Origin of the sequence: Amycolatopsis sp. lyj-346 (genome assembly GCF_046548975.1) — a bacterium.
Taxonomy (GTDB): domain Bacteria; phylum Actinomycetota; class Actinomycetes; order Mycobacteriales; family Pseudonocardiaceae; genus Amycolatopsis.
In genome coordinates, this window is record NZ_JAJPWT010000004.1 from 108910 (window position 1) to 126833 (window position 17924).

Sequence of the window (17924 nt, forward strand, 5' to 3'; positions counted from 1 at the left end):
CCGCGGAAGCTGGTCGGGAGGCCGGGTCCACCCCGACGGACCCGACCTCCCGGGGAAAGCTCCCGGATGCGTGCACACCCGGTCGCGAGGCCTGCGCCGGCACTGATCGCTCGGTGGCCGCCTCAATCGAGGCTGTCGTGACGCAGGTCATAAGTCAACGCCGCCGAATGGGTGCTGGCGGAGGTTTGCTACCCAGGCTTGTCGGCGACGAAACCCGGCTTTCGTGGAAAATTTTCACGCCCGGCCGAATGCCTGGTCAGCGCCGTGCCGAAATGACCGAGGGCGGGTGCACGATGTGCACCCGCCCTCGGACGAGAAACGTGGAACCGATCAGCTGGCGTACGCGCGAAGCCGGTCCGCGCGCTCGCCCTGGCGCAGCTTCGACATGACCTCGCGCTCGATCTGGCGGACGCGCTCGCGGGACAGCCCGAAGTGCTTGCCGATCTGGTCGAGCGTGCGCGGCTGGCCGTCGTCGAGGCCGTAGCGCAGGCGGATCACGTGCTGCTCGCGGTCGTCCAGCGTGGCCAGCACCCGGCGCAGGTCGTCCTGGAGCAGGCCCGAAATCACGGCGCTCTCGGCGTCAGTCGCCTCGGAGTCCTCGATGAAGTCGCCCAGCGGGGCGTCCTCCTCGGCGCCGACCGGCATGTCCAGGCTTACCGGGTCACGCGAGTGGTCCAGCAGGTCCGAAATCTTGTGCGCCGGGATGCCGGACTCGGCGGCCAGCTCCTCGTGCGTCGCGTCGCGGCCGAGCTGCTGGTGCAGGTCGCGCTTGATGCGGGCCAGCTTGTTCACCTGTTCCACCAGGTGGACGGGCAGCCGGATGGTGCGGCCCTGGTCGGCCATCCCCCGGGTGATGGCCTGCCGGATCCACCAAGTGGCGTAGGTCGAGAACTTGAACCCCTTGGAGTAGTCGAACTTCTCCACCGCGCGGATCAGGCCCAGGTTCCCCTCCTGGATCAGGTCGAGCAGCGGCATCCCCCGGCCGGTGTAGCGCTTGGCCAGCGAGACCACCAGGCGGAGGTTGGCCTCCAGCAGGTGGTTTTTGGCGACGTGGCCGTCGCGGACCAGCGCGGCCAGCTCGGTGCGGCGCTTGGCCGTGAGCTGCTCGGCGGTGTCCAGCATGTGCTGGGCGAACACGCCGGCTTCGATGCGCTTGGCCAGCTCGACCTCGTCGGCCGCGGACAGCAGCGCCGTCTTGCCGATGCCGTTGAGGTAGACGCGGACGAGGTCGGCGGCGGGGCTCTGGGCGTCGAGGTCGGCGTCGGTGAGCGTCCCCACGCTCAGCGGCTCCTCTGGCGACGACACCGTCTGAGCCGGGATGCGCTCGCGAATCCCGCGTGACTCGCGTTCGAGAGTCTGGACTGACATTCTGCCTCCCCGGTCACGGGCTGAACGTGCTGCTGCGGTCGTCCACCGGGTGCGTACCCGCGGACCGGGGCCTGTGGATCCCGGTACGCCGGTCCGGCCGGCTTGGCTGGACATCTGGCACAACGCTCCGGGTTCCCAAAACGTTCCCGGCTCGTCATAGAAGAAGACGGCTGCGGGAGCGATCCGGTTGCTGAACCATTGCTGAGCTTTTGCTGAGAACGTTCCGTGACGGGGAAACCTGAGAATCCCATATGAATCCGGTCAGGAAGTGAACCGGACGGGATGGTCTAGACCTCTACGACAATCGTGAACGGACCGTCGTTGACGCTGGAGACCGCCATCATCGCGCCGAACCGGCCGGTGGCCACAGTGGCGCCGCGGCCGCGCAGCTCGGCCACGACGGCGTCCACCAACGGTTCGGCGACCTCCGGCCGGGCCGCCTGCGTCCACGACGGCCGCCGTCCTTTCTTCGTGTCGCCGTAGAGCGTGAACTGGCTCACCACGAGCAGTGGCGCATTCGCGCTGGCGCATGATTCCTCGTCGTGCAGCACGCGCAGTTCGTGCAGTTTGCGAGCCATCGTGACGGCCTTCGCGGTGTCGTCGTCGACGTGAATTCCCAGCAGTACAAGCAAACCCGGCTCGTCGATCGCGCCGACGACTTCGCCGTCGACGGTGACGTCCGCCCGCGTGACGCGGGCCGCGACGGCCCTCACCGGTCCGCCGGGACGAGCATGCCGTGCCGGACGAGCTCCCGGACGACGGGCAGCGCGGCGGCCGCCAGCTCCTCCGGCGACAGGCCCTGCGCGGCCGCCAGGAGCTCGATCAGGTCGGCCAGCGGGAGCGCGCCGCGGCAGCCCGCCAGCAGCCGCGTCACCAGTTCGTCGACCTCGTGCTGCCAACCCGGCCCGTCGGTGCGGTGCAGCCGCCGGACGGTCGTCGCCCAGCCTTCGTCGCCGGGCTCCTCGACGCTCTCGAGCAAAACCGTGTCCGGCACCACAAAGCGGACATCGAGCAATGAATCGCCCGAATTGCGGAGCCATTCCACGCGGTCCAGCCAGCCCGCCGCTTCCGGCCCCAGCGGGTCGTCGTAGGCCTGCCGCAGGTCTTCGCACACGACGGCCGGTGTCCGCCCGGACGCCCGCCGCAGCGTGACGAACCCGAAGCCGACGCCCCGGACGTCGTTGGCGGCGAACCAATCCAGCCACGCCGCCGCCTTCGCCCGGCCTTCGGGCGAGCGCGGGTCGAGGCCGGCGTCCCGCAGCCACGTGCCGACGTAGAGCGCGGGATCGGCGACATCGCGCTGCACGAACCAGGCGTCGGTCTCGGCAGGCAGCCACCTGCTCACCCGATCGGCCCAGTCCTCCTTGCCGGTGTGCAGCCAGGACGCGAGCAGGTGGCCGGTGCCGCCGTCGGTCAGGAAACCCGGCAGCTGCCGCACGACCAGCGCGCTCGCGTCGTCGCCGGCCAGCCCGGAGTCGCGGTAGGTGTAGTCGACCCGCGCCGGGCCGACCACGAACGGCGGATTGCACACGACCTGGTCGAACTTCCGCCGCGCGACCGGCGCGAACCACTCGCCGCGCACGAGTTCGACGTCCAGCTCGTTCAGCCGGAAGGTCGCCGCGGCCAGCGCGAGGGCCCGCGCGGAGACGTCGGTGGCGGTGACGCGCTGCGCGTGCCGGGTGGCGTGCAGCGCCTGCACGCCATTGCCCGTACCCAGGTCGAGCAGGGTGCCGACGGGACGGCGGCCGGTCGCGCGGATCAGCGACAGCGACGCGTGGCCGACGCCGAGCACGTGGTCCTCCGGGACGGTGTGGCCGAGCAGGTCGGCGTCGAGGTCCGACACGACCCACCAGGAGCCCTCTTCGTCGCCGTGCGGCCGGATGTCCAGGGCGGCCCGGTAGCCGTCGGCGACCGCGTCGAGGACCCCGGCGGCCACGGCGTCTTCCGGTGCGAGCGGCGCGATCGCGGCCTTGACGGCGGTCTCCGGCTCGGTGCCGCCCAGCAGGAACAGCCGGATCAGCGTGCCGAGGTCGCCGGCGTCCCGGCTCGTGCGCTCGGCGGGCACCGGCTCGCCGCGGCCCAGCGCGGCGTGCGCGGCGCCGCCGAGGGCCGCCACCACGCCGTCGGCGTCGTAGGAGGTGCGCCGGAAGGCCTCGCGCAACCGCGCGCAGACGTCGTCGGACAGGTCGGGCAATCCCGTTCGCGTGCTCACGGTGGGTAATGCTGCCACGATGGCCCCCGTGACCCTTGAACGCGTCCTCGCCCCGCTCGACGCGGCGCTGCCCGAACTCGAAGCGCTGTACATCGACCTGCACCGGCACCCGGAGCTGTCCTTCGCCGAGACCCGGACGGCGGCGGAGCTGGCCCGGCGGCTCGAGGGCGACGGCTACGAGGTGCACACCGGCATCGCCGGCACCGGCGTGCTGGGCGTACTGCGCAACGGCGCGGGGCCCACGGTGCTGCTGCGAGCCGACATCGACGCGCTGCCGGTCGAGGAGAAGACGGGGCTGTCGTACGCCAGCACCGCCCGTGGCACCGACGAGCACGGCAACGACGTCCCCGTCATGCACGCCTGCGGGCACGACATGCACGCCACCTGGCTCTCCGGCGCCGCCGCGCTGCTCGCGAAGGGCCGCGACACCTGGGCCGGCACGCTGCTGGTGGTGTTCCAGCCGGGGGAGGAGGGCGCGGGCGGCGCCGTGGCGATGGTCCGCGACGGCCTGTTCGACGTCGCCGGGAAACCCGACGTCGTGTTCGGCCAGCACCTGGTGCCCGGCCCGGCGGGCTGGGTGCTCACCCGGCCCGGCGTGATCATGGCCGCCACCGACACGCTGCGCGTCACCCTGCACGGCCGCGGCGGGCACGGCTCGCGCCCGGAGACCACCGTCGACCCGGCCGTGCTGGCCGCGTCCGTGGTCCTCAAGCTGCAGACGATCGTGTCGCGCGAGATCGCGGCCACGGACTCGGCGGTGGTCACCGTCGGCTCGCTGCACGTGGGCACGGCGAGCAACGTCATCGCCGACGACGCCGTCCTGGAGGTCAACGTCCGGTCCTTCGACCAGGCCGTGCGGGAGCGGGTGCTGGCCGCGGTCGAGCGGATCGTCAACGGCGAGGCCGCCACGGCGGGCGCGCCGAAGCCGCCGGTGATCGAACGGTCCGGCTCCTACCCCGTCACGGAAAACGACGAGGCCGCCAACGAGGCGCTCACCGAGGTCTTCCGCGGCCGCTTCGGCACCGACGTCGTGCTGCCGGCGCCGCTGATCACCGGCAGTGAGGACTTCAGCGAGTTCGGCCGGGCGGCCGGCGTGCCGTCGGTGTTCTGGCTGGTCGGCGGCTTCGACCCGCCGACGGTGATCACCGCGATGACCGAGGGCCGGTTCGAGCGCGACATCCCGTCCAACCACTCGCCGCGGTTCGCCCCGGTGCTGCACCCGACCCTGCGCACGGGCATCGAAACCCTCGTCGTGGCGGCCCTGAGCAAGTTGGCTCACCCCGGTGTCGGATGAACCGCGCAAGTGGGACGATGGACGACGGAGGTGGTGCAGTGACCATGCCCGCCAACGACTCGGACCCGGTGCTGATCACCGGGGCGGCCCCGTCGTACGAAGAGCAGTTCGCGGCACGCAAGCGCAAGTACGTCATCATGATGGCCTGCCGCATCCCGTGCCTGATCGCGGCCGGGCTCACCTACCACGTGTGGTGGCTGGCGCTGACGTTCCTGGCGATCTCGGTGCCGCTGCCGTGGATCGCCGTGCTGATCGCCAACGACCGCCCGCCCCGCAAGTCCGAGAAGGTCTCGACCTACCAGCGCGAGGCGAAGGCGATCGAAAGCACCAGCCACCGCGTCATCGACGGCTGACCGAGGCGCACCTGTCCGACGAAAGACGTGCTCCGGGGCGCCTGAGGCGCATCTTTCGCCGAGAAAGATGCGGATTTAGGCCGGCTGAGGTCCGACCTTTCCGACGGCGAGTGCGCCCAGGCGGGTTCCGTGGCGCAGGACGTCCACAGTGGACTCACCGGCCAGCCAGCCGGTGAGCACGCCCGCGTCGAAGGCGTCGCCCGCGCCCGTCGAGTCGACGCAGTCGGCCTCGACCGCGGGCACGCTCGTGACGCCGTCCGCGTCGACCCAGCTGGCGCCGTTCAGCCCCGCGGTGACGACCACCGCGCCGACCGCGCCGAGCAGTTCCTTCGCCGACGCCGGGTCGGCCGAACCGGTCAGCGCGACCAGCTCTTCGGTGTTCGGCAGCAGCAGGTCGACTCCGCGGACGTCGGCCATGAACGCGGCCGGGTCGGTGATGTGCGCGGCCGCCTGCGGGTCGACCGACGTCGTCAACCCCGCCTCGCGAGCGGCCGCCAGTGCGGCGAGACCGGCCGCGCGCGACGGCGGGTCCAGCAGCACGTAACCGGACAGGTGGAGGTGCCGGGCGCCCGCCAGCGCGTCGGCGGTGACGTCCTCGGGGGCGAACCGCTGGTTCGCGCCGCGGTCGGCGAGCATGCTGCGCTGCCCGGAGCCGTCGACCATCACGACGACGCAGCAGGTCGGGGCCTCGGGGTCGACGGCGAACGCGCACCGCACGCCCGCCGCCTCCAGTTCGGCGCGGATGAGCCGGCCGCCCGGGTCGTCGCCGATCCGGGCGAGCAGCGTCGTCTCCACGCCGAGCGAACGCAGCCACAGCGCCGTGTTGGCGCCCGAGCCGCCGCCGGTGAACCGGATCTTCGCGCGGGCGTCGCCGCCGTGCGGCAACGGCTTGTCGTGCCGGGCGATCACGTCGAGGGCCGCGTCGCCGACCACCACGATCCCGGTCATGCCAGCGCCACCGCCACCTCGGTCGCGAGCTTCGCGTTGTTGAGCACCAGCGCTTCGTTCGCGTCGATGCTCACGCCGCCGCTCGCGGTGTGGAAGTGCTCCAGCAGCACCGGCGTGACGTCGGCGCCGTGCACGCCCCGCGCTTCGACGAGGGCGAGGCCCTCGGCGAGCAGCCGGTCGTGCAGCTCTTTGTCCATTTCGGACGCTTCCGGGATCGGGTTCGCCAGCAGGACACCCGAATTCGCGTACGCGCGGTGCGCGTCGATGACGGCGGCGGCCTGCTTCGGGTCGTCGACCCGCCAGCCGACCCGGTGCCCCGACGAGCGCAGGTAGAACGCCGGGAGGTCATCGGTGCGGTAGCCCAGCACCGGCACCGAGTTCGTCTCCAGCACCTCGAGGGTGGCCGGGATGTCGAGCACCGACTTCACGCCGGAGCAGACGACCACGGTCGGCACCTTGGCCAGCACACCGAGGTCCGCCGAAACGTCCCAGGACTGCGCGGCGCCGACGTGCACGCCGCCGAGCCCGCCGGTGGCGAACATGCCGATGCCGGCCGCGGCGGCCAGCGCCGAGGTGCTCGCCACGGTCGTCGCGCCCGAGCGGCCGAGGCCGACGGCGGGGCCGAGATCGCGCAGCGACAGCTTGTCCAGGCCGGCGTCCGGCGCGCAGACGCGTTCGAGCTCGGCGGGGGAGAGGCCGACGACGACCCGCCCGTCGAGCACCGCGATCGTGGCCGGGACGGCGCCACCGTCGCGGACCACGCCTTCGAGGCGGCGGGCGACGTCGAGGTTGCGGCCCGGCGGCAGGCCGTGGGACAGGATGGTGCTCTCCAGCGCGACGACGGGGTGCCCGTCACGCAGCGCCGAGGCGACCTCTTCGTGCAGCGAGAGTGCGGTAGTCACGAGGGACCATCATCGGTGATCGCCCCGCGCGCGGCGCCAGTGGGTCAGCTCGGCGGTCAGGTTCTTTCCGGCGGCGCTCGCCCAGCGTGTTCGCGCGGTTTCGCTGCGGTAGAGCGGCCGCGACAGCAGGCGCTCGAGGACGGCGATGCGTCCTTCGCACCAGACGTCGTCGGGGTACTTCGCGTACTCCTCGCGCACTCCGCGGGCGTACGCCGCGTACTGCTCTTCGGACGCTCCGAGGATGGCGAGGTCGGCGTCGAGCAGGGCGGTGGCCAGGAGGTCGTCCGGCGGGGCGTCGTGCTCGATCGTGGTGAGGATCAGGCCTTCGACGCGCTCGACGTGGGCATCGGCCACCCCTTCGAGGGCCTCGCGGGCCCAGGCGGCGCTGGCGCGCTCGTCTTCGCCGGGCTTCGCGTCGTACACGACGTCGTGCGTCCAGGCCGCTACGGCGACGACGGCGCGTTCGGTGGCGCCGAGGCCTTCGGCCAGCCAGGCGGAGTCGCGCGCGACGGCGGCCGCGTGGGTGAGCGTGTGGTAGCGACGGTGCGGCTCGGCGTACCGGGCTGCCAGCCGCGGCCAGGCGTCGGACGTGCCGCCGAGCGCGGCGACCGCGTCGGGCAGGAGCATCAGTCGAAGATCCCGCGCGGCCGCGACACCTGGTCGAGCCAGTCTTCGAGCTGCCGCTCCCACTGCACGTCCGGCTTCACGGTGAACATCCCGAGGAAGTCCTGGCCGCGGCCGCCGAACCCGCCGGTCTTGCTCACCCGGACCCGCTTGGTGACCTCCAGCACGACGTCGGTGCACTCGGCCGAGGTCAGGAAGGTGACCGCGACCTGGGAGAAGACGCCGGCGAAGCGCGGCGAAGGCGCGAAGCGGATCTCCTGGAAGAACGGCAGCTGCTGGCGGGCACCGTCGACCCGGCCCTGTTCGAGGACCGCCTCGCGGAAGGTGAAGCCCAGCCGGCTCAGCGCGTCGAGGATCCGCTTCTGCGCCGGGAGGGGTTCGATCGCGACGGCGTCGGCGTCGAACGGGTCGCTGACCGCGGCCAGGTCGAGCTCGGCCCGGACGCCGACCGCCATGCCGGTCAGCGGCTTGGCGTAGACGCTGGTCACCGGCGTTTCCCAGGGCAGCGGCACCTCGAACGGCACCCGGACCTGCTGCCCGGCCCGGATGAGCTCGCTGCCCACCAGCTGCCGGGTGCCGAACGGGAGGTCTTCGACCTTGCCACCGGGCACCTGGACGCGGGCCAGCAGCGCCACCGCGAGCCCCTTGATCTCCTGGTCGACCTCGCCGCCGAGCAGGAGCACCTCGCCGTGCAGCGGGCGGCCGGGGGCGGCGGTCCGGTCGAGCAGGCGGGCGTCGATCCGCGCCCCGCCCGAGCCGAACGTCGCGAGCACCTTCTGGAACATGACGGCGATCCTGCCAGGCCGAGGGGCCGATCGCGGGGGGTTCGGCGGGACTCGGGCACAATGGACGGGTGAGCACCGAGACGCTGACGAAGCCGGAAACCACGCCCGAGGGCACGGACACCACCGACGACGACACGCCGAAGATGTTCCACTACGTGAAGAAGAACAAGATCGCCGAGAGCGCGGTCATGGGAACTCACGTGGTGGCGCTCTGCGGCGAGGTCTTCCCGGTGACGAAGTCGCCGAAGCCCGGGTCGCCGGTCTGCCCGGCCTGCAAGGAGATCTACGACAGTCTCCGTCCCGGGAAGTGATCCCGGCCTGAAGCCCGGCGGGTGGACCCGCCGGGACTTCTTGCTGTCCGGAATCGGACAGATCACCGAACAAATGTGAAAAACCTTCATTCGGCGGGTGTGCCGGGTGCGGGAGTCCTGGTAGATCCTCCCTGCCAGGTTTCCTCACCCGCCGGAGTCGCACATGCGCAGAACCGGGATCGTGCTCGCCCTCGTCACCCTGCTCGCCGTGGTCTCGCCCGCGCTGGCCCAGGCCGTCACGGGCTGGACGGAGGTCGGGTCCGACAACGCCAGGGCCCTCGACGAGAGCCAAGGACTCGCCACGATCGTGCGCCCGTCGGGCACCACGATCCGCTACACCGGGATCGGCACGATCCCGGCCGAGCTGAACTCGCAGGGCTGGAACCACGTCGGCGACCCGGGCTCGGCCCAGGGCTGGTACGTCGAGCCCTACCAGCGTGACGACCGCGGCGCGAAGCTCTTCCGCGTCCAGGCCCCGAACGGCTCGTGGGCGAACCACAAGCACGCCCTCGAGCCGTGGGAAGCGAACAACAACTCCTTCGCCGCGGTCTCGCCCGACGCGCGCTGGCTGGTGGCGGGGGAGTGGGGCACCATGGACCGGCTGCTGGTGCACCCGATGCCGGGCGTGGTGGCCACGAACCCGGCGCAGAACCTGCCGTACGCGGCGGCGATCCGGCTCGACCACCGGGTCCGCGACGTCCAGGGCTGCGACTTCCAGACCGCGACCCGCCTGCTCTGCGCGTCCGACGATCCGGACGGCAGCCTCTTCGGCACGACGAAGCCGCTGCTGCAGATCGACCTGTCCGGCCCGCTGTCCGGCGCGGACGTCGCCGGCCACGTCACTTCGCTCGGCCAGCTCCCGCTCCGCAGCGGCTGCTCGGGCTCGTTCGAGGTCGAGGGCATCGACTTCGACGAGCGGGACGCCACCCTCCGCGTGATCGTGCTGTCCCCGAGCATCTGCATCCTCTTCGACAGCAAGACCTACCGCTTCCGCCAGTAACCCGGAACTCGCGTGATCAGGCCCGTCACTCGCGTGATTGGGGCCGTAACTCGCGAGTTACGGCCCCAATCACACGAGATCCGGCTTAAATCACGCGAGTTCCGGGTTGAGGGACTCCGAGTCCGGGGCCTGTGCGGGGGTTCGGCGGGCTTCGCGGCGGGCTCGGCGGCGTTCCTTGCGGGTCTCGACCATCGTGTAGAGGGTCGGGACCAGCACCAGGGTCAGCAGCGTGGAGCTGACCAGGCCGCCGATCACCACGATCGCGAGGGGCTGGCCGATGAACCCGCCCTGGCCGGTGATGCCCAGCGCCATCGGGACCAGCGCGAAGATCGTCGCCGCCGCGGTCATCAGGATCGGCCGCAGCCGGCGCCGGCCGCCTTCGGTGACGGCGTCGGAGACGCTCATCCCCTCGGCGCGGTACTGGTTGACCAGGTCGATCAGCACGATCGCGTTGGTGACGACGATGCCGACCAGCATCAGCATGCCGATCAGCGCCGGCAGGCCGAGCGCGGTGCCGGTGGCCAGCAGCAGCCCGATCGCGCCGGTCGCCGCGAACGGGATCGACACCAGCAGGATCAGCGGCTGGATCAGGCTCCGGAACGTCGCCACCATGATGAGGAACACGATCGCGATGGCCGCCAGCAGCGCCAGGAACAGGTTCGAGAAGGCCTCCTGCTGGTCCTGGCTGACCCCGCCGAGCGAGTACGCCGCACCACCGGCGAACGTCAGTCCGTCTAGTTTGGACTGAATGTCCGCGGTGGTCTTGCTCAGGTCGGCACCGGTGTTCTTCGCGGTCACCGTGGTGCTCAGGTCGCCGCCGGTGCGGTGCACCGACGCCGGGCCATCCACAGTGGACACCTTGGCCACCTCGTCGAGCCGGACGACGCCGCCCGGGCCCGGGATCGGCAGGCCCTTCACCTGGTCGACCGTGACCGGAGCCGTTCCGGTGCGCAGCACGATGTCCGTGCGCTGCCCGCCGACCGGCAGCTGCGTCACCGTGCGCCCGGCGATCGCCTGGTTGGCGATCTGCCCGATGGTGCTCGCCGACAGCCCGCGCGCGGCGGCCGCGGCGGCGTCCACCTCGACCTGCACCCGCGGCGAGCCGACGCTCAGGTCGCTCGAAACCTCGGTCAGCCCGGACACCCCGCGCAGCGCCTGCACCACCTGGTCGGACGCCGGCTTCAGCGCGGCCTCCGACGGCGCGGTCACCGTCACCGACACCTGGTCGGAGTTGAACCCGGACGCGTCCGCGCCGATCTTGATCTCGCCCAGCTCGGGCCGCGACGTCAGCTTCGCGCGCAGGCGGTCCGACAGCGCGTCGAGGTCGGTGTCCTTGACGACGGTGACCGAGATGCTCGTCGAGGTGCCGCCGCCGAAGCCGAACGCCCCGCCGCCGCCGATGCTGACCTGGTAGGTCTGCACCGCGGGCTCCGCCGCGAGGGCCTGCTCGACGGCCGTGGCCGCCTGCTCCTTCGCCTCGACGCTGGTGCCGGCGGGCAGCTTCTGCGTCATGTTCAGCGTGGTGCCGCCGGACTGGTCGAGGAAGTTCGTCTTCAGCTGCGTCGCGAGCCCGACCGTGCCGGCGAAGATCAGCAGGGCCAGCAGCACGACGGTGAGCCGCCGCCGGGTCGCGAACCGGATCACCGGCAGGTAGGCGCGCTGCAGGAGGCTGCGGCGTTCCTTCTCGACGGCCGCTTCGCGTGCCCGCTCGGCCTCGATCGCGTCCGCCGGGACCGCGGGCCGCTTCAGGAACCAGTACGCCAGCACGGGAACCACGGTCAGCGAGACGAGCAGCGACGCCAGCAGCGCCACCGTCACGGTGATCGCGAAGGGCGAGAACAGCTCGCCGACGAACCCGCCGACGAACGCGATCGGCAGGAACACCGCGACGGTCGTCAGTGTGGACGAGGTGACCGCGCCGGCCACCTCGCGGACGCCGTCGAGCACCGCGCGGTCCTTCTCCTCGCCGTAGGCCAGATGTCGTTTGACGTTCTCCAGCACGACGATCGAGTCGTCGACCACCCGGCCGATCGCGATGGTCAGCGCGCCGAGGGTGAGCAGGTTGAGCGACAGGTCGCCGGTCCACAGCGCCAGCAGCGCGACGACCACCGACAGCGGGATCGACACCGCGGTCACCAGCGTCGAGCGCACCGAAAGCAGGAACAGCAGGATGACGACGACGGCGAACGCCAGCCCCAGCAGGCCTTCGGTGGTCAGGCCGCTGATCGCGTCCTTCACCGGGGTGCCCTGGTCGAACACGACGCTCATCTCGGCGCCGGTCTTCTTCCCCAGGTCCGGCAGCTTGTCCCGGACGGCGTCCGAGATCGCGACGGCGTTCCCGTTGTCCACCATGGTGACCGAGAGGCCGAGGCTCGGCTTGCCGTTGGTGCGCGTGATCGACGTCGGCGGCGCGAACCCGGCCTGGACGTCGGCGACGTCACCCAGCTTGACCGGCCCGCGTCCCCGGGCCGCCGCACCCGGCGTCAGGTAGAGGTTGCGGAGACTGTCCACAGTGGTCTGTTCCCCGCCGACCTGCACCGACAGCGTCTTGCCGTTCTCGGTCAGCGTGCCGGCCGGCACCGCGGCGCCCGCCGTCTGCAGCGTGGTCGCGATCGACGCCGGATCGACGCCCGCGGCGGCCAGCTTCGCGTAGTCGAGCGTGATCGTGACGCGCGGCTGGCGCACGCCGGTGACGGCGACCGTGCGGACGCCGTCGATCTTCCGCAGCTCCGGCGCCACCTGGTCGGTCAGCGCGGGCGCGAGTGCCTGCGGGTCCCCGGTGGTGCCCGCCGCGACCAGCACCACCGGCAGGTCGTCGGTGCTGCCCGCGGACACGGCGGGCTCGGTGTTCTGCGGCAGCCGGGGCCGGAGCTGGTTCACCACCTGCTGGATCTGCGAGACGGCGGTGTCGATGTCCGTGCCGAACTCGAACTGCGCGACGACCCGGGAAACGCCGTCCGACGACGTCGAAGTGAGCTGTTCGAGGCCCTTCAGCCCCTGGAGCCCGCCTTCCAGGGGCTCGGAAACCTGCCGGTCGACCGCGTCCGGCGACGCTCCCGGGTACGCGGTGACGATCTGCGCCTGCGGGAACTGCAGGGACGGGAACAGCTGCTGCTTGAGCTGCGGCAGCGCAAAGGCGCCGAAGCCGACGACGACCAGCGCGAGCAGGCCGATCAGGCTCCGGTTGCGCAGGCTCAGTCTGGCCAGCACGGACATGACGTGAAAACCCCCTCGAAAACGACGCGGCGACTCCCGCCCGCGTCAACGGCCCGCAGAGCTTTTCACGCCGCTGCTGAGGAGCGACTCAGTCTGAGGGTGGATTCCGGGTCGTCCCTGGGGAGGAGACACGACCCTGAACAGCGCTGGGTGCCGGTTCCGGCGCGCTGGGTGACGAGGTGTCCTCTTCGGACGGCTCGGCCCCGTCGGCGGCGACGGCGTCTTCGGCGTCTTCGGCGCGTGGGCGCCGCAGCGGCGTGGTCGAGCGGTCCCAGAGCTTGCGGCCTTCTTCCGAGCGCAGCCGCTCCGACGCGCGTTCCATCTCCAGCCGCCGCCACTTGCGCCGCTGCCGCCGCGTCGCCTTCGCCGGCCACAGCTCCTGGATCGCGCTGTTGAAGTACGCGCCGCCGACCACGGCCAGCCCGATGAAGAACATCAGCAGCAGGAACGCGATCGGCGCGGCCAGCGCGCCGTAGGTGTAGCCGGTCTTGGTGATCCAGTTCAGGTAGACGCGCAGGCCGACCGAGGACAGCAGGAACACGACCATGGCGAGCACCGCGCCGGGCAGCCCGCGGTGCCACGGCAGCTTCCGCGGCAGCGCGAGCTTGTACAACGTGGTCAGCGCGAGGGTGATCATCGCGCCGAGCGCGGGGAAGTACAGCGTGCTCACCCACGACGTCACGGTCGGGCGCCAGGCCGCCGGGAAGAACTCCGGCAGCAGGTCGGGGCCGATCGCCAGCAGCGGCAGCCCGACCACCAGGATGACCAGGCCGCACAGGTACAGCAGGAGTGCGAAGATCCGCTGCCAGACGTCGTTGCGGACGCCGTACTGGTCGTGCGCGACGGTGATCGCGTCCACGAACGACGACATCGCCGACGAACCCGCCCACAGCGAGATGAGGAAGCCGATCGAGACGATCTCGCCCTTGCCGACGGTGAGGATGCTGTTCACGGTCGGTTCGATGATGTCCTGGACGGCGTCGGTGCTGAACACGGTCCGGCAGAAGCCGATGATGCGGTCGTGCACCGCCGTGACGACGCCGGCGCCGAACCAGTCGCCGACGAAGCCCAGGCTGCCGAGCAGGCCGAGCAGTAGCGGGGGCAGCGACAGCGTCTGCCAGAAGGCCGCTTCGGCGGCCTCGGAGAAGATGTTGCCGTCCCACGCCTTGCCGAGCGTGCGCGTCAGCAGGCGCCACGGCCCCTTGCGGGCCACCTTCGTCGCTCCGGACGGCTGCACCTCACCCATGACGTGTCCAGCATGGTCCATCCGTGCTGATTTGGCTCGTCACGCCCCCTGCGGCCGGGCGTGTCGGCGAACCTCACCCGTGCCGGTGCCCGGAACTGTCGGACCCGGCCGGTAGACTCGCTCCAGTGCCCTCACCGCAAGTCGCCGGCCGCTCAATGCAGCAGCAGTCGGTACCACAGTGAGGGTTTTCGCACGTCAACGGTATGAGCGGTATGAGCGAGGGGGAGGACCGGCATGACGGAGACGCAGCTCGGGGCGCCTCCCGCGGAGAAGGACTCGACCGCGCGCCCGCTGCGGGCGTGGCAGCGGCGGGCGCTCACCAAGTACCTGACGCAGAAGCCCAAGGACTTCCTCGCGGTGGCGACGCCGGGCGCCGGCAAGACGGTGTTCGGCCTGCGGATCGCCGCGGAGCTGCTGAGCGACCGCACGATCGAGGCGGTCACCATCGTCACCCCGACCGAGCACCTCAAGCACCAGTGGGCGGCCTCGGCCGCGGCGGCCGGCATCGCCATCGACTCGAACTTCCGCAACACCACCGGCGTCACCTCGTCCGACTACAACGGCGTCGCGCTGACGTACGCGCAGGTCGCGGCGCACCCGACGCTGCACCGGGTGCGCACGGAGAACCGCAAGACGCTGGTGATCCTCGACGAGATCCACCACGGCGGCGACGCGAAGAGCTGGGGTGACGCGATCCGCGAGGCCTTCACCCCGGCCGTGCGGCGCCTGTCGCTGACCGGGACGCCGTTCCGGTCCGACGACTCGGCCATCCCGTTCGTCACCTACGAGCCGGACGCGGGCGGCTTCCAGCGCAGCAAGGCCGACCATTCGTACGGCTACGCGGACGCGCTGGCCGACGGCGTGGTCCGGCCGGTCGTCTTCCTGGCGTACTCGGGCGAGGCGTCCTGGCGCACGAGTGCGGGCGAGGAGTTCACCGCCCGGCTCGGCGAGCCGCTGACGGCGGAGCAGAACGCCCGGGCGTGGCGCACGGCGCTCGACCCGGCGGGCGAGTGGATCCCGGCGGTGCTGCAGGCCGCCGACACGCGGCTGTCGCAGGTCCGCCAGAGCGTGCCGGACGCGGGTGGCCTGGTGATCGCGACGGACCAGGAGTCGGCGCGGGCGTACGCGAAGATCCTGGAGCGCATCTCCGGCGAGATGCCGACGCTGGTGCTTTCGGACGACCCGAAGGCCTCGGGGCGGATCAAGGAGTTCTCCGAGACGAACGAGCGCTGGATCGTGGCGGTCCGGATGGTCTCGGAGGGCGTCGACGTCCCGAGGCTGGCCGTGGGCGTGTACGCGACGAGCGCGTCGACGCCGCTGTTCTTCGCCCAGGCGATCGGCCGGTACGTGCGGGCCCGCAAGAAGGGCGAGACGGCGAGCGTGTTCCTGCCGTCGGTGCCGGTGCTGCTGGAGCTGGCCAGCGAGCTGGAGGCCCAGCGCGACCACGTGCTCGGCAAGCCGCACCGCGAGAAGGAGGGCTGGGAGGACGAGCTCCTGGCCCAGGCCAACCGCACCGAGGACGAACCGGGCGAGGAGGAGAAGGCGTTCACCTCGCTGGGCGCCTCGGCCGAGCTCGACCAGGTCATCTACGACGGCAACTCGTTCGGCACCGCGGTGTTCTCGGGCTCGGACGAGGAGCAGGAGTACCTCGGCTTGCCCGGGTTGCTGGAGCCGGACCAGGTCCGCGCGCTGCTGCGGAAGCGGCAGGAAGAGCAGGTCGCGGACGAGAAGCGCCGCAAGCCGGCGAAAGAGGAAGCACCGCCGCCGACGGCCCGCCCGCAGTCGGTGAGCGAGCGGCTGGGTGCGCTGCGCAAGGAGCTGAACGCGCTGGTGGGGATGTACCACCACCGGACCAAGAAGCCGCACGGCGCGATCCACAACGAGCTGCGGCGGGTGTGCGGCGGGCCGGTGACCGCCATGGCGACCGTCGAGCAGCTGGAAGAGCGGATCGTGACCCTGCGGTCCTGGTGAGCCGTTCTCCGGGCGCTGTCGCCCGGGAGGCTGAAGTTCGGGTGATCACCGTCCGTCCCCGGGAGAGCGCGTTCACCGCACCGCCAGGCTTGTGACGCTGCGTATCGCTCTGTCACCGGCAGGCTGCCCCCGCGGCTCCCGCCGAGTGGCCTTTGGGGCACCTCATCGCCCGAACTTCGCAAGTCGGCGACCGATCACGAGGCAAAGCCGTGGATTCGCCACGGGTTGCGCTCGGTACACACGACCGGCCTAACATCACGCCTTGATGAAACCTCGATGTAACTTACCGTGAGTACTGGCGATCACATCGTCAGCGGATCTACTCTTTCCGGGCGAGGTTCAGCCCGTGTTGCCGAACCGTGTCCAATTGGTGTCATTTAATCGATCCAGCTATCTTCCCCGCAGCCGCTCAGCGGCATATGTTGTCGCCCACAACATATGCGCGACGGTGCGCCGGGCCTGCCCGGATCGCCGCCTCGCTGGCCCGAAGCGCACGCCGACGGCCACTCGTCACCAATGCTTGGATCCGGAAGGAACGAGGATGCGCAGCAGAACCCTTACCCTCCTCGCCGCGACGGTGAGCGCCGGCCTGGTGCTCACCGCCTGCGGTACCAACAGTTCGAACAGCGGAGGCACGGGGAGCAACTCCGCCTCCTCGTCCGCCCCGGCCGGGGGCGGCGCCAGCGGCAAGGTCGGCGTCATCCTGCCGGAGACCGCCAGCTCGGCCCGCTGGGAGGCCTTCGACAAGCCGATGCTGCAGGCCGCTCTCACGGCGCAGGGCTTCGAAGCCGACGTCCAGAACGCCCAGGGCGACGCCCAGAAGTTCGCCACCCTGGCCGACGGCTTCATCAGCTCCGGCGTCAAGGTCCTGATCATCGCCCCGGCCGACCCGGCCGTCGGTGCCGCGGTCGAGGCCAAGGCGAAGACCGCGGGCATCCCGGTCATCAACTACGACCGCCCGAGCCTCGGCGGCAGCGCCGAGTACTACGTCTCGTTCGACAACGAGAAGGTCGGCCAGCTCCAGGGCCAGGCCATGGCGGACGCGCTGAAGAGCAAGCCGGGTGCGGGCGTCGTCCAGATCGAGGGCGCACCGACCGACAACAACGCGACGCTGTTCACCAAGGGCCAGGACTCCGTCCTCGACCCGCTGTTCTCGAACGGCACGCTGAAGCGCATCCAGAAGCAGCCGATCAACGACTGGGACAACCAGCTCGGCGGCACGACGTTCGAGCAGATCTTCACCGCCAACGGCGGCAAGGTCGACGGCGTCGTCGCGGCGAACGACGGCCTGGCCGGTGCGGTCATCACCATCCTCAAGAAGAACGGCCTCAACGGCAAGATCCCGGTCACCGGCCAGGACGCCACCGCCGACGGCCTGATGGCCGTCATGCGCGGCGAGCAGTACATGACCGTCTTCAAGCCGATCAAGGAAGAGGCCGAGGCGACCGCGAAGCTGGCTGCCGCGCTGGCCAAGGGCGACAAGGCCGCGGCCGACGCCATCGCGACCGGCAAGCTGCACGACCCGAAGAACAACCGGGACATCAAGTCCGTGCTGCTGACCCCGACGACGGTCCTGGAGAAGGACGTCAAGACGGTCGTGACCCAGGGCTACGTGAAGGCGACCGAGATCTGCGGTGGCGACCTCGCCGCCAAGTGCAGCTCGCTCGGCATCTCCTGAGCCCCCGCACCACCCC

At 71.1% G+C, this 17924-nt stretch carries 15 protein-coding genes; 6 read left to right on the plus strand and 9 right to left on the minus strand.

Annotated features, from left to right (window positions below; all coding sequences use genetic code 11):
• Window positions 1-330 precede the first annotated feature (330 nt).
• The 3 genes from ACLJQE_RS15495 to ACLJQE_RS15505 all read right to left on the minus strand — a co-directional run bounded on the left by ACLJQE_RS15495 (window position 331) and on the right by ACLJQE_RS15505 (window position 3580).
• Complete coding sequence (locus tag ACLJQE_RS15495; protein WP_410639909.1) at window positions 331-1368, minus strand: sigma-70 family RNA polymerase sigma factor; 1038 nt, start codon at window positions 1366-1368, stop codon at window positions 331-333.
• Between the two features lie 287 nt (window positions 1369-1655).
• Complete coding sequence (gene dtd, locus ACLJQE_RS15500; protein WP_410639910.1) at window positions 1656-2081, minus strand: D-aminoacyl-tRNA deacylase; 426 nt, start codon at window positions 2079-2081, stop codon at window positions 1656-1658.
• Window positions 2078-3580, minus strand: a complete 1503-nt coding sequence (locus ACLJQE_RS15505) for a methyltransferase (RefSeq protein ID WP_410639911.1) — start codon at window positions 3578-3580, stop codon at window positions 2078-2080. Before ACLJQE_RS15505 ends, dtd begins: the two co-directional genes overlap by 4 nt.
• Before the next feature lie 28 nt (window positions 3581-3608).
• On the opposite strand from ACLJQE_RS15505, the gene ACLJQE_RS15510 reads away from it, so the two are divergent.
• Window positions 3609-4874: an amidohydrolase gene (locus ACLJQE_RS15510; protein ID WP_410639912.1), complete on the plus strand. Its 1266-nt coding sequence runs from the start codon at window positions 3609-3611 to the stop codon at window positions 4872-4874.
• A gap of 17 nt (window positions 4875-4891) precedes the next feature.
• Complete coding sequence (locus ACLJQE_RS15515) at window positions 4892-5227, plus strand: DUF3099 domain-containing protein (RefSeq protein WP_410639914.1); 336 nt, start codon at window positions 4892-4894, stop codon at window positions 5225-5227.
• 75 nt (window positions 5228-5302) lie between these two features.
• Here ACLJQE_RS15515 and ACLJQE_RS15520 read toward each other — a convergent pair whose 3' ends face one another.
• The 4 genes from ACLJQE_RS15520 to ACLJQE_RS15535 are packed head-to-tail and all read right to left on the minus strand — an operon-like array spanning window position 5303 to window position 8486.
• On the minus strand, window positions 5303-6175 hold the full coding sequence (locus tag ACLJQE_RS15520) for a carbohydrate kinase family protein (protein ID WP_410639915.1): 873 nt from the start codon (window positions 6173-6175) through the stop codon (window positions 5303-5305).
• A complete protein-coding gene (locus tag ACLJQE_RS15525) occupies window positions 6172-7077 on the minus strand; it encodes a pseudouridine-5'-phosphate glycosidase (RefSeq protein WP_410639916.1) in 906 nt (301 codons plus the stop codon). The genes ACLJQE_RS15520 and ACLJQE_RS15525 overlap by 4 nt, the downstream gene beginning before the upstream one ends.
• A gap of 9 nt (window positions 7078-7086) precedes the next feature.
• Complete coding sequence (locus tag ACLJQE_RS15530) at window positions 7087-7704, minus strand: hypothetical protein (protein ID WP_410639917.1); 618 nt, start codon at window positions 7702-7704, stop codon at window positions 7087-7089.
• The gene (locus ACLJQE_RS15535; protein WP_410639918.1) at window positions 7704-8486 is read right to left on the minus strand and encodes a sporulation protein; all 783 of its coding nucleotides are present in this window, start codon (window positions 8484-8486) and stop codon (window positions 7704-7706) included. Before ACLJQE_RS15535 ends, ACLJQE_RS15530 begins: the two co-directional genes overlap by 1 nt.
• 68 nt (window positions 8487-8554) lie before the next feature.
• Between ACLJQE_RS15535 and ACLJQE_RS15540 the strand changes: the two genes are divergently transcribed.
• Entirely contained in the window at window positions 8555-8797 is a 243-nt protein-coding gene (locus ACLJQE_RS15540; RefSeq protein WP_034284335.1) for a DUF3039 domain-containing protein, read from the plus strand.
• A 163-nt stretch (window positions 8798-8960) separates the two neighbouring features.
• The gene (locus ACLJQE_RS15545; protein WP_410639919.1) at window positions 8961-9797 is read left to right on the plus strand and encodes a hypothetical protein; all 837 of its coding nucleotides are present in this window, start codon (window positions 8961-8963) and stop codon (window positions 9795-9797) included.
• 90 nt (window positions 9798-9887) lie between these two features.
• Here ACLJQE_RS15545 and ACLJQE_RS15550 read toward each other — a convergent pair whose 3' ends face one another.
• Window positions 9888-13013: an efflux RND transporter permease subunit gene (locus tag ACLJQE_RS15550; RefSeq protein ID WP_410639920.1), complete on the minus strand. Its 3126-nt coding sequence runs from the start codon at window positions 13011-13013 to the stop codon at window positions 9888-9890.
• Window positions 13014-13101: 88 nt separating this feature from the next.
• Window positions 13102-14259 carry a YihY/virulence factor BrkB family protein gene (locus tag ACLJQE_RS15555; RefSeq protein ID WP_410639921.1) on the minus strand — a complete coding sequence of 386 codons (1158 nt, stop codon included), beginning with the start codon at window positions 14257-14259 and terminating at the stop codon, window positions 13102-13104.
• Window positions 14260-14493: 234 nt separating this feature from the next.
• Between ACLJQE_RS15555 and ACLJQE_RS15560 the strand changes: the two genes are divergently transcribed.
• Window positions 14494-16230 (plus strand): DEAD/DEAH box helicase, encoded by a 1737-nt coding sequence (locus ACLJQE_RS15560; protein ID WP_410639922.1) that lies wholly within the window; start codon window positions 14494-14496, stop codon window positions 16228-16230.
• 541 nt (window positions 16231-16771) lie between these two features.
• Window positions 16772-17908 carry a sugar ABC transporter substrate-binding protein gene (locus ACLJQE_RS15565; protein ID WP_410639923.1) on the plus strand — a complete coding sequence of 379 codons (1137 nt, stop codon included), beginning with the start codon at window positions 16772-16774 and terminating at the stop codon, window positions 17906-17908.
• Window positions 17909-17924: the final 16 nt, after the last annotated feature.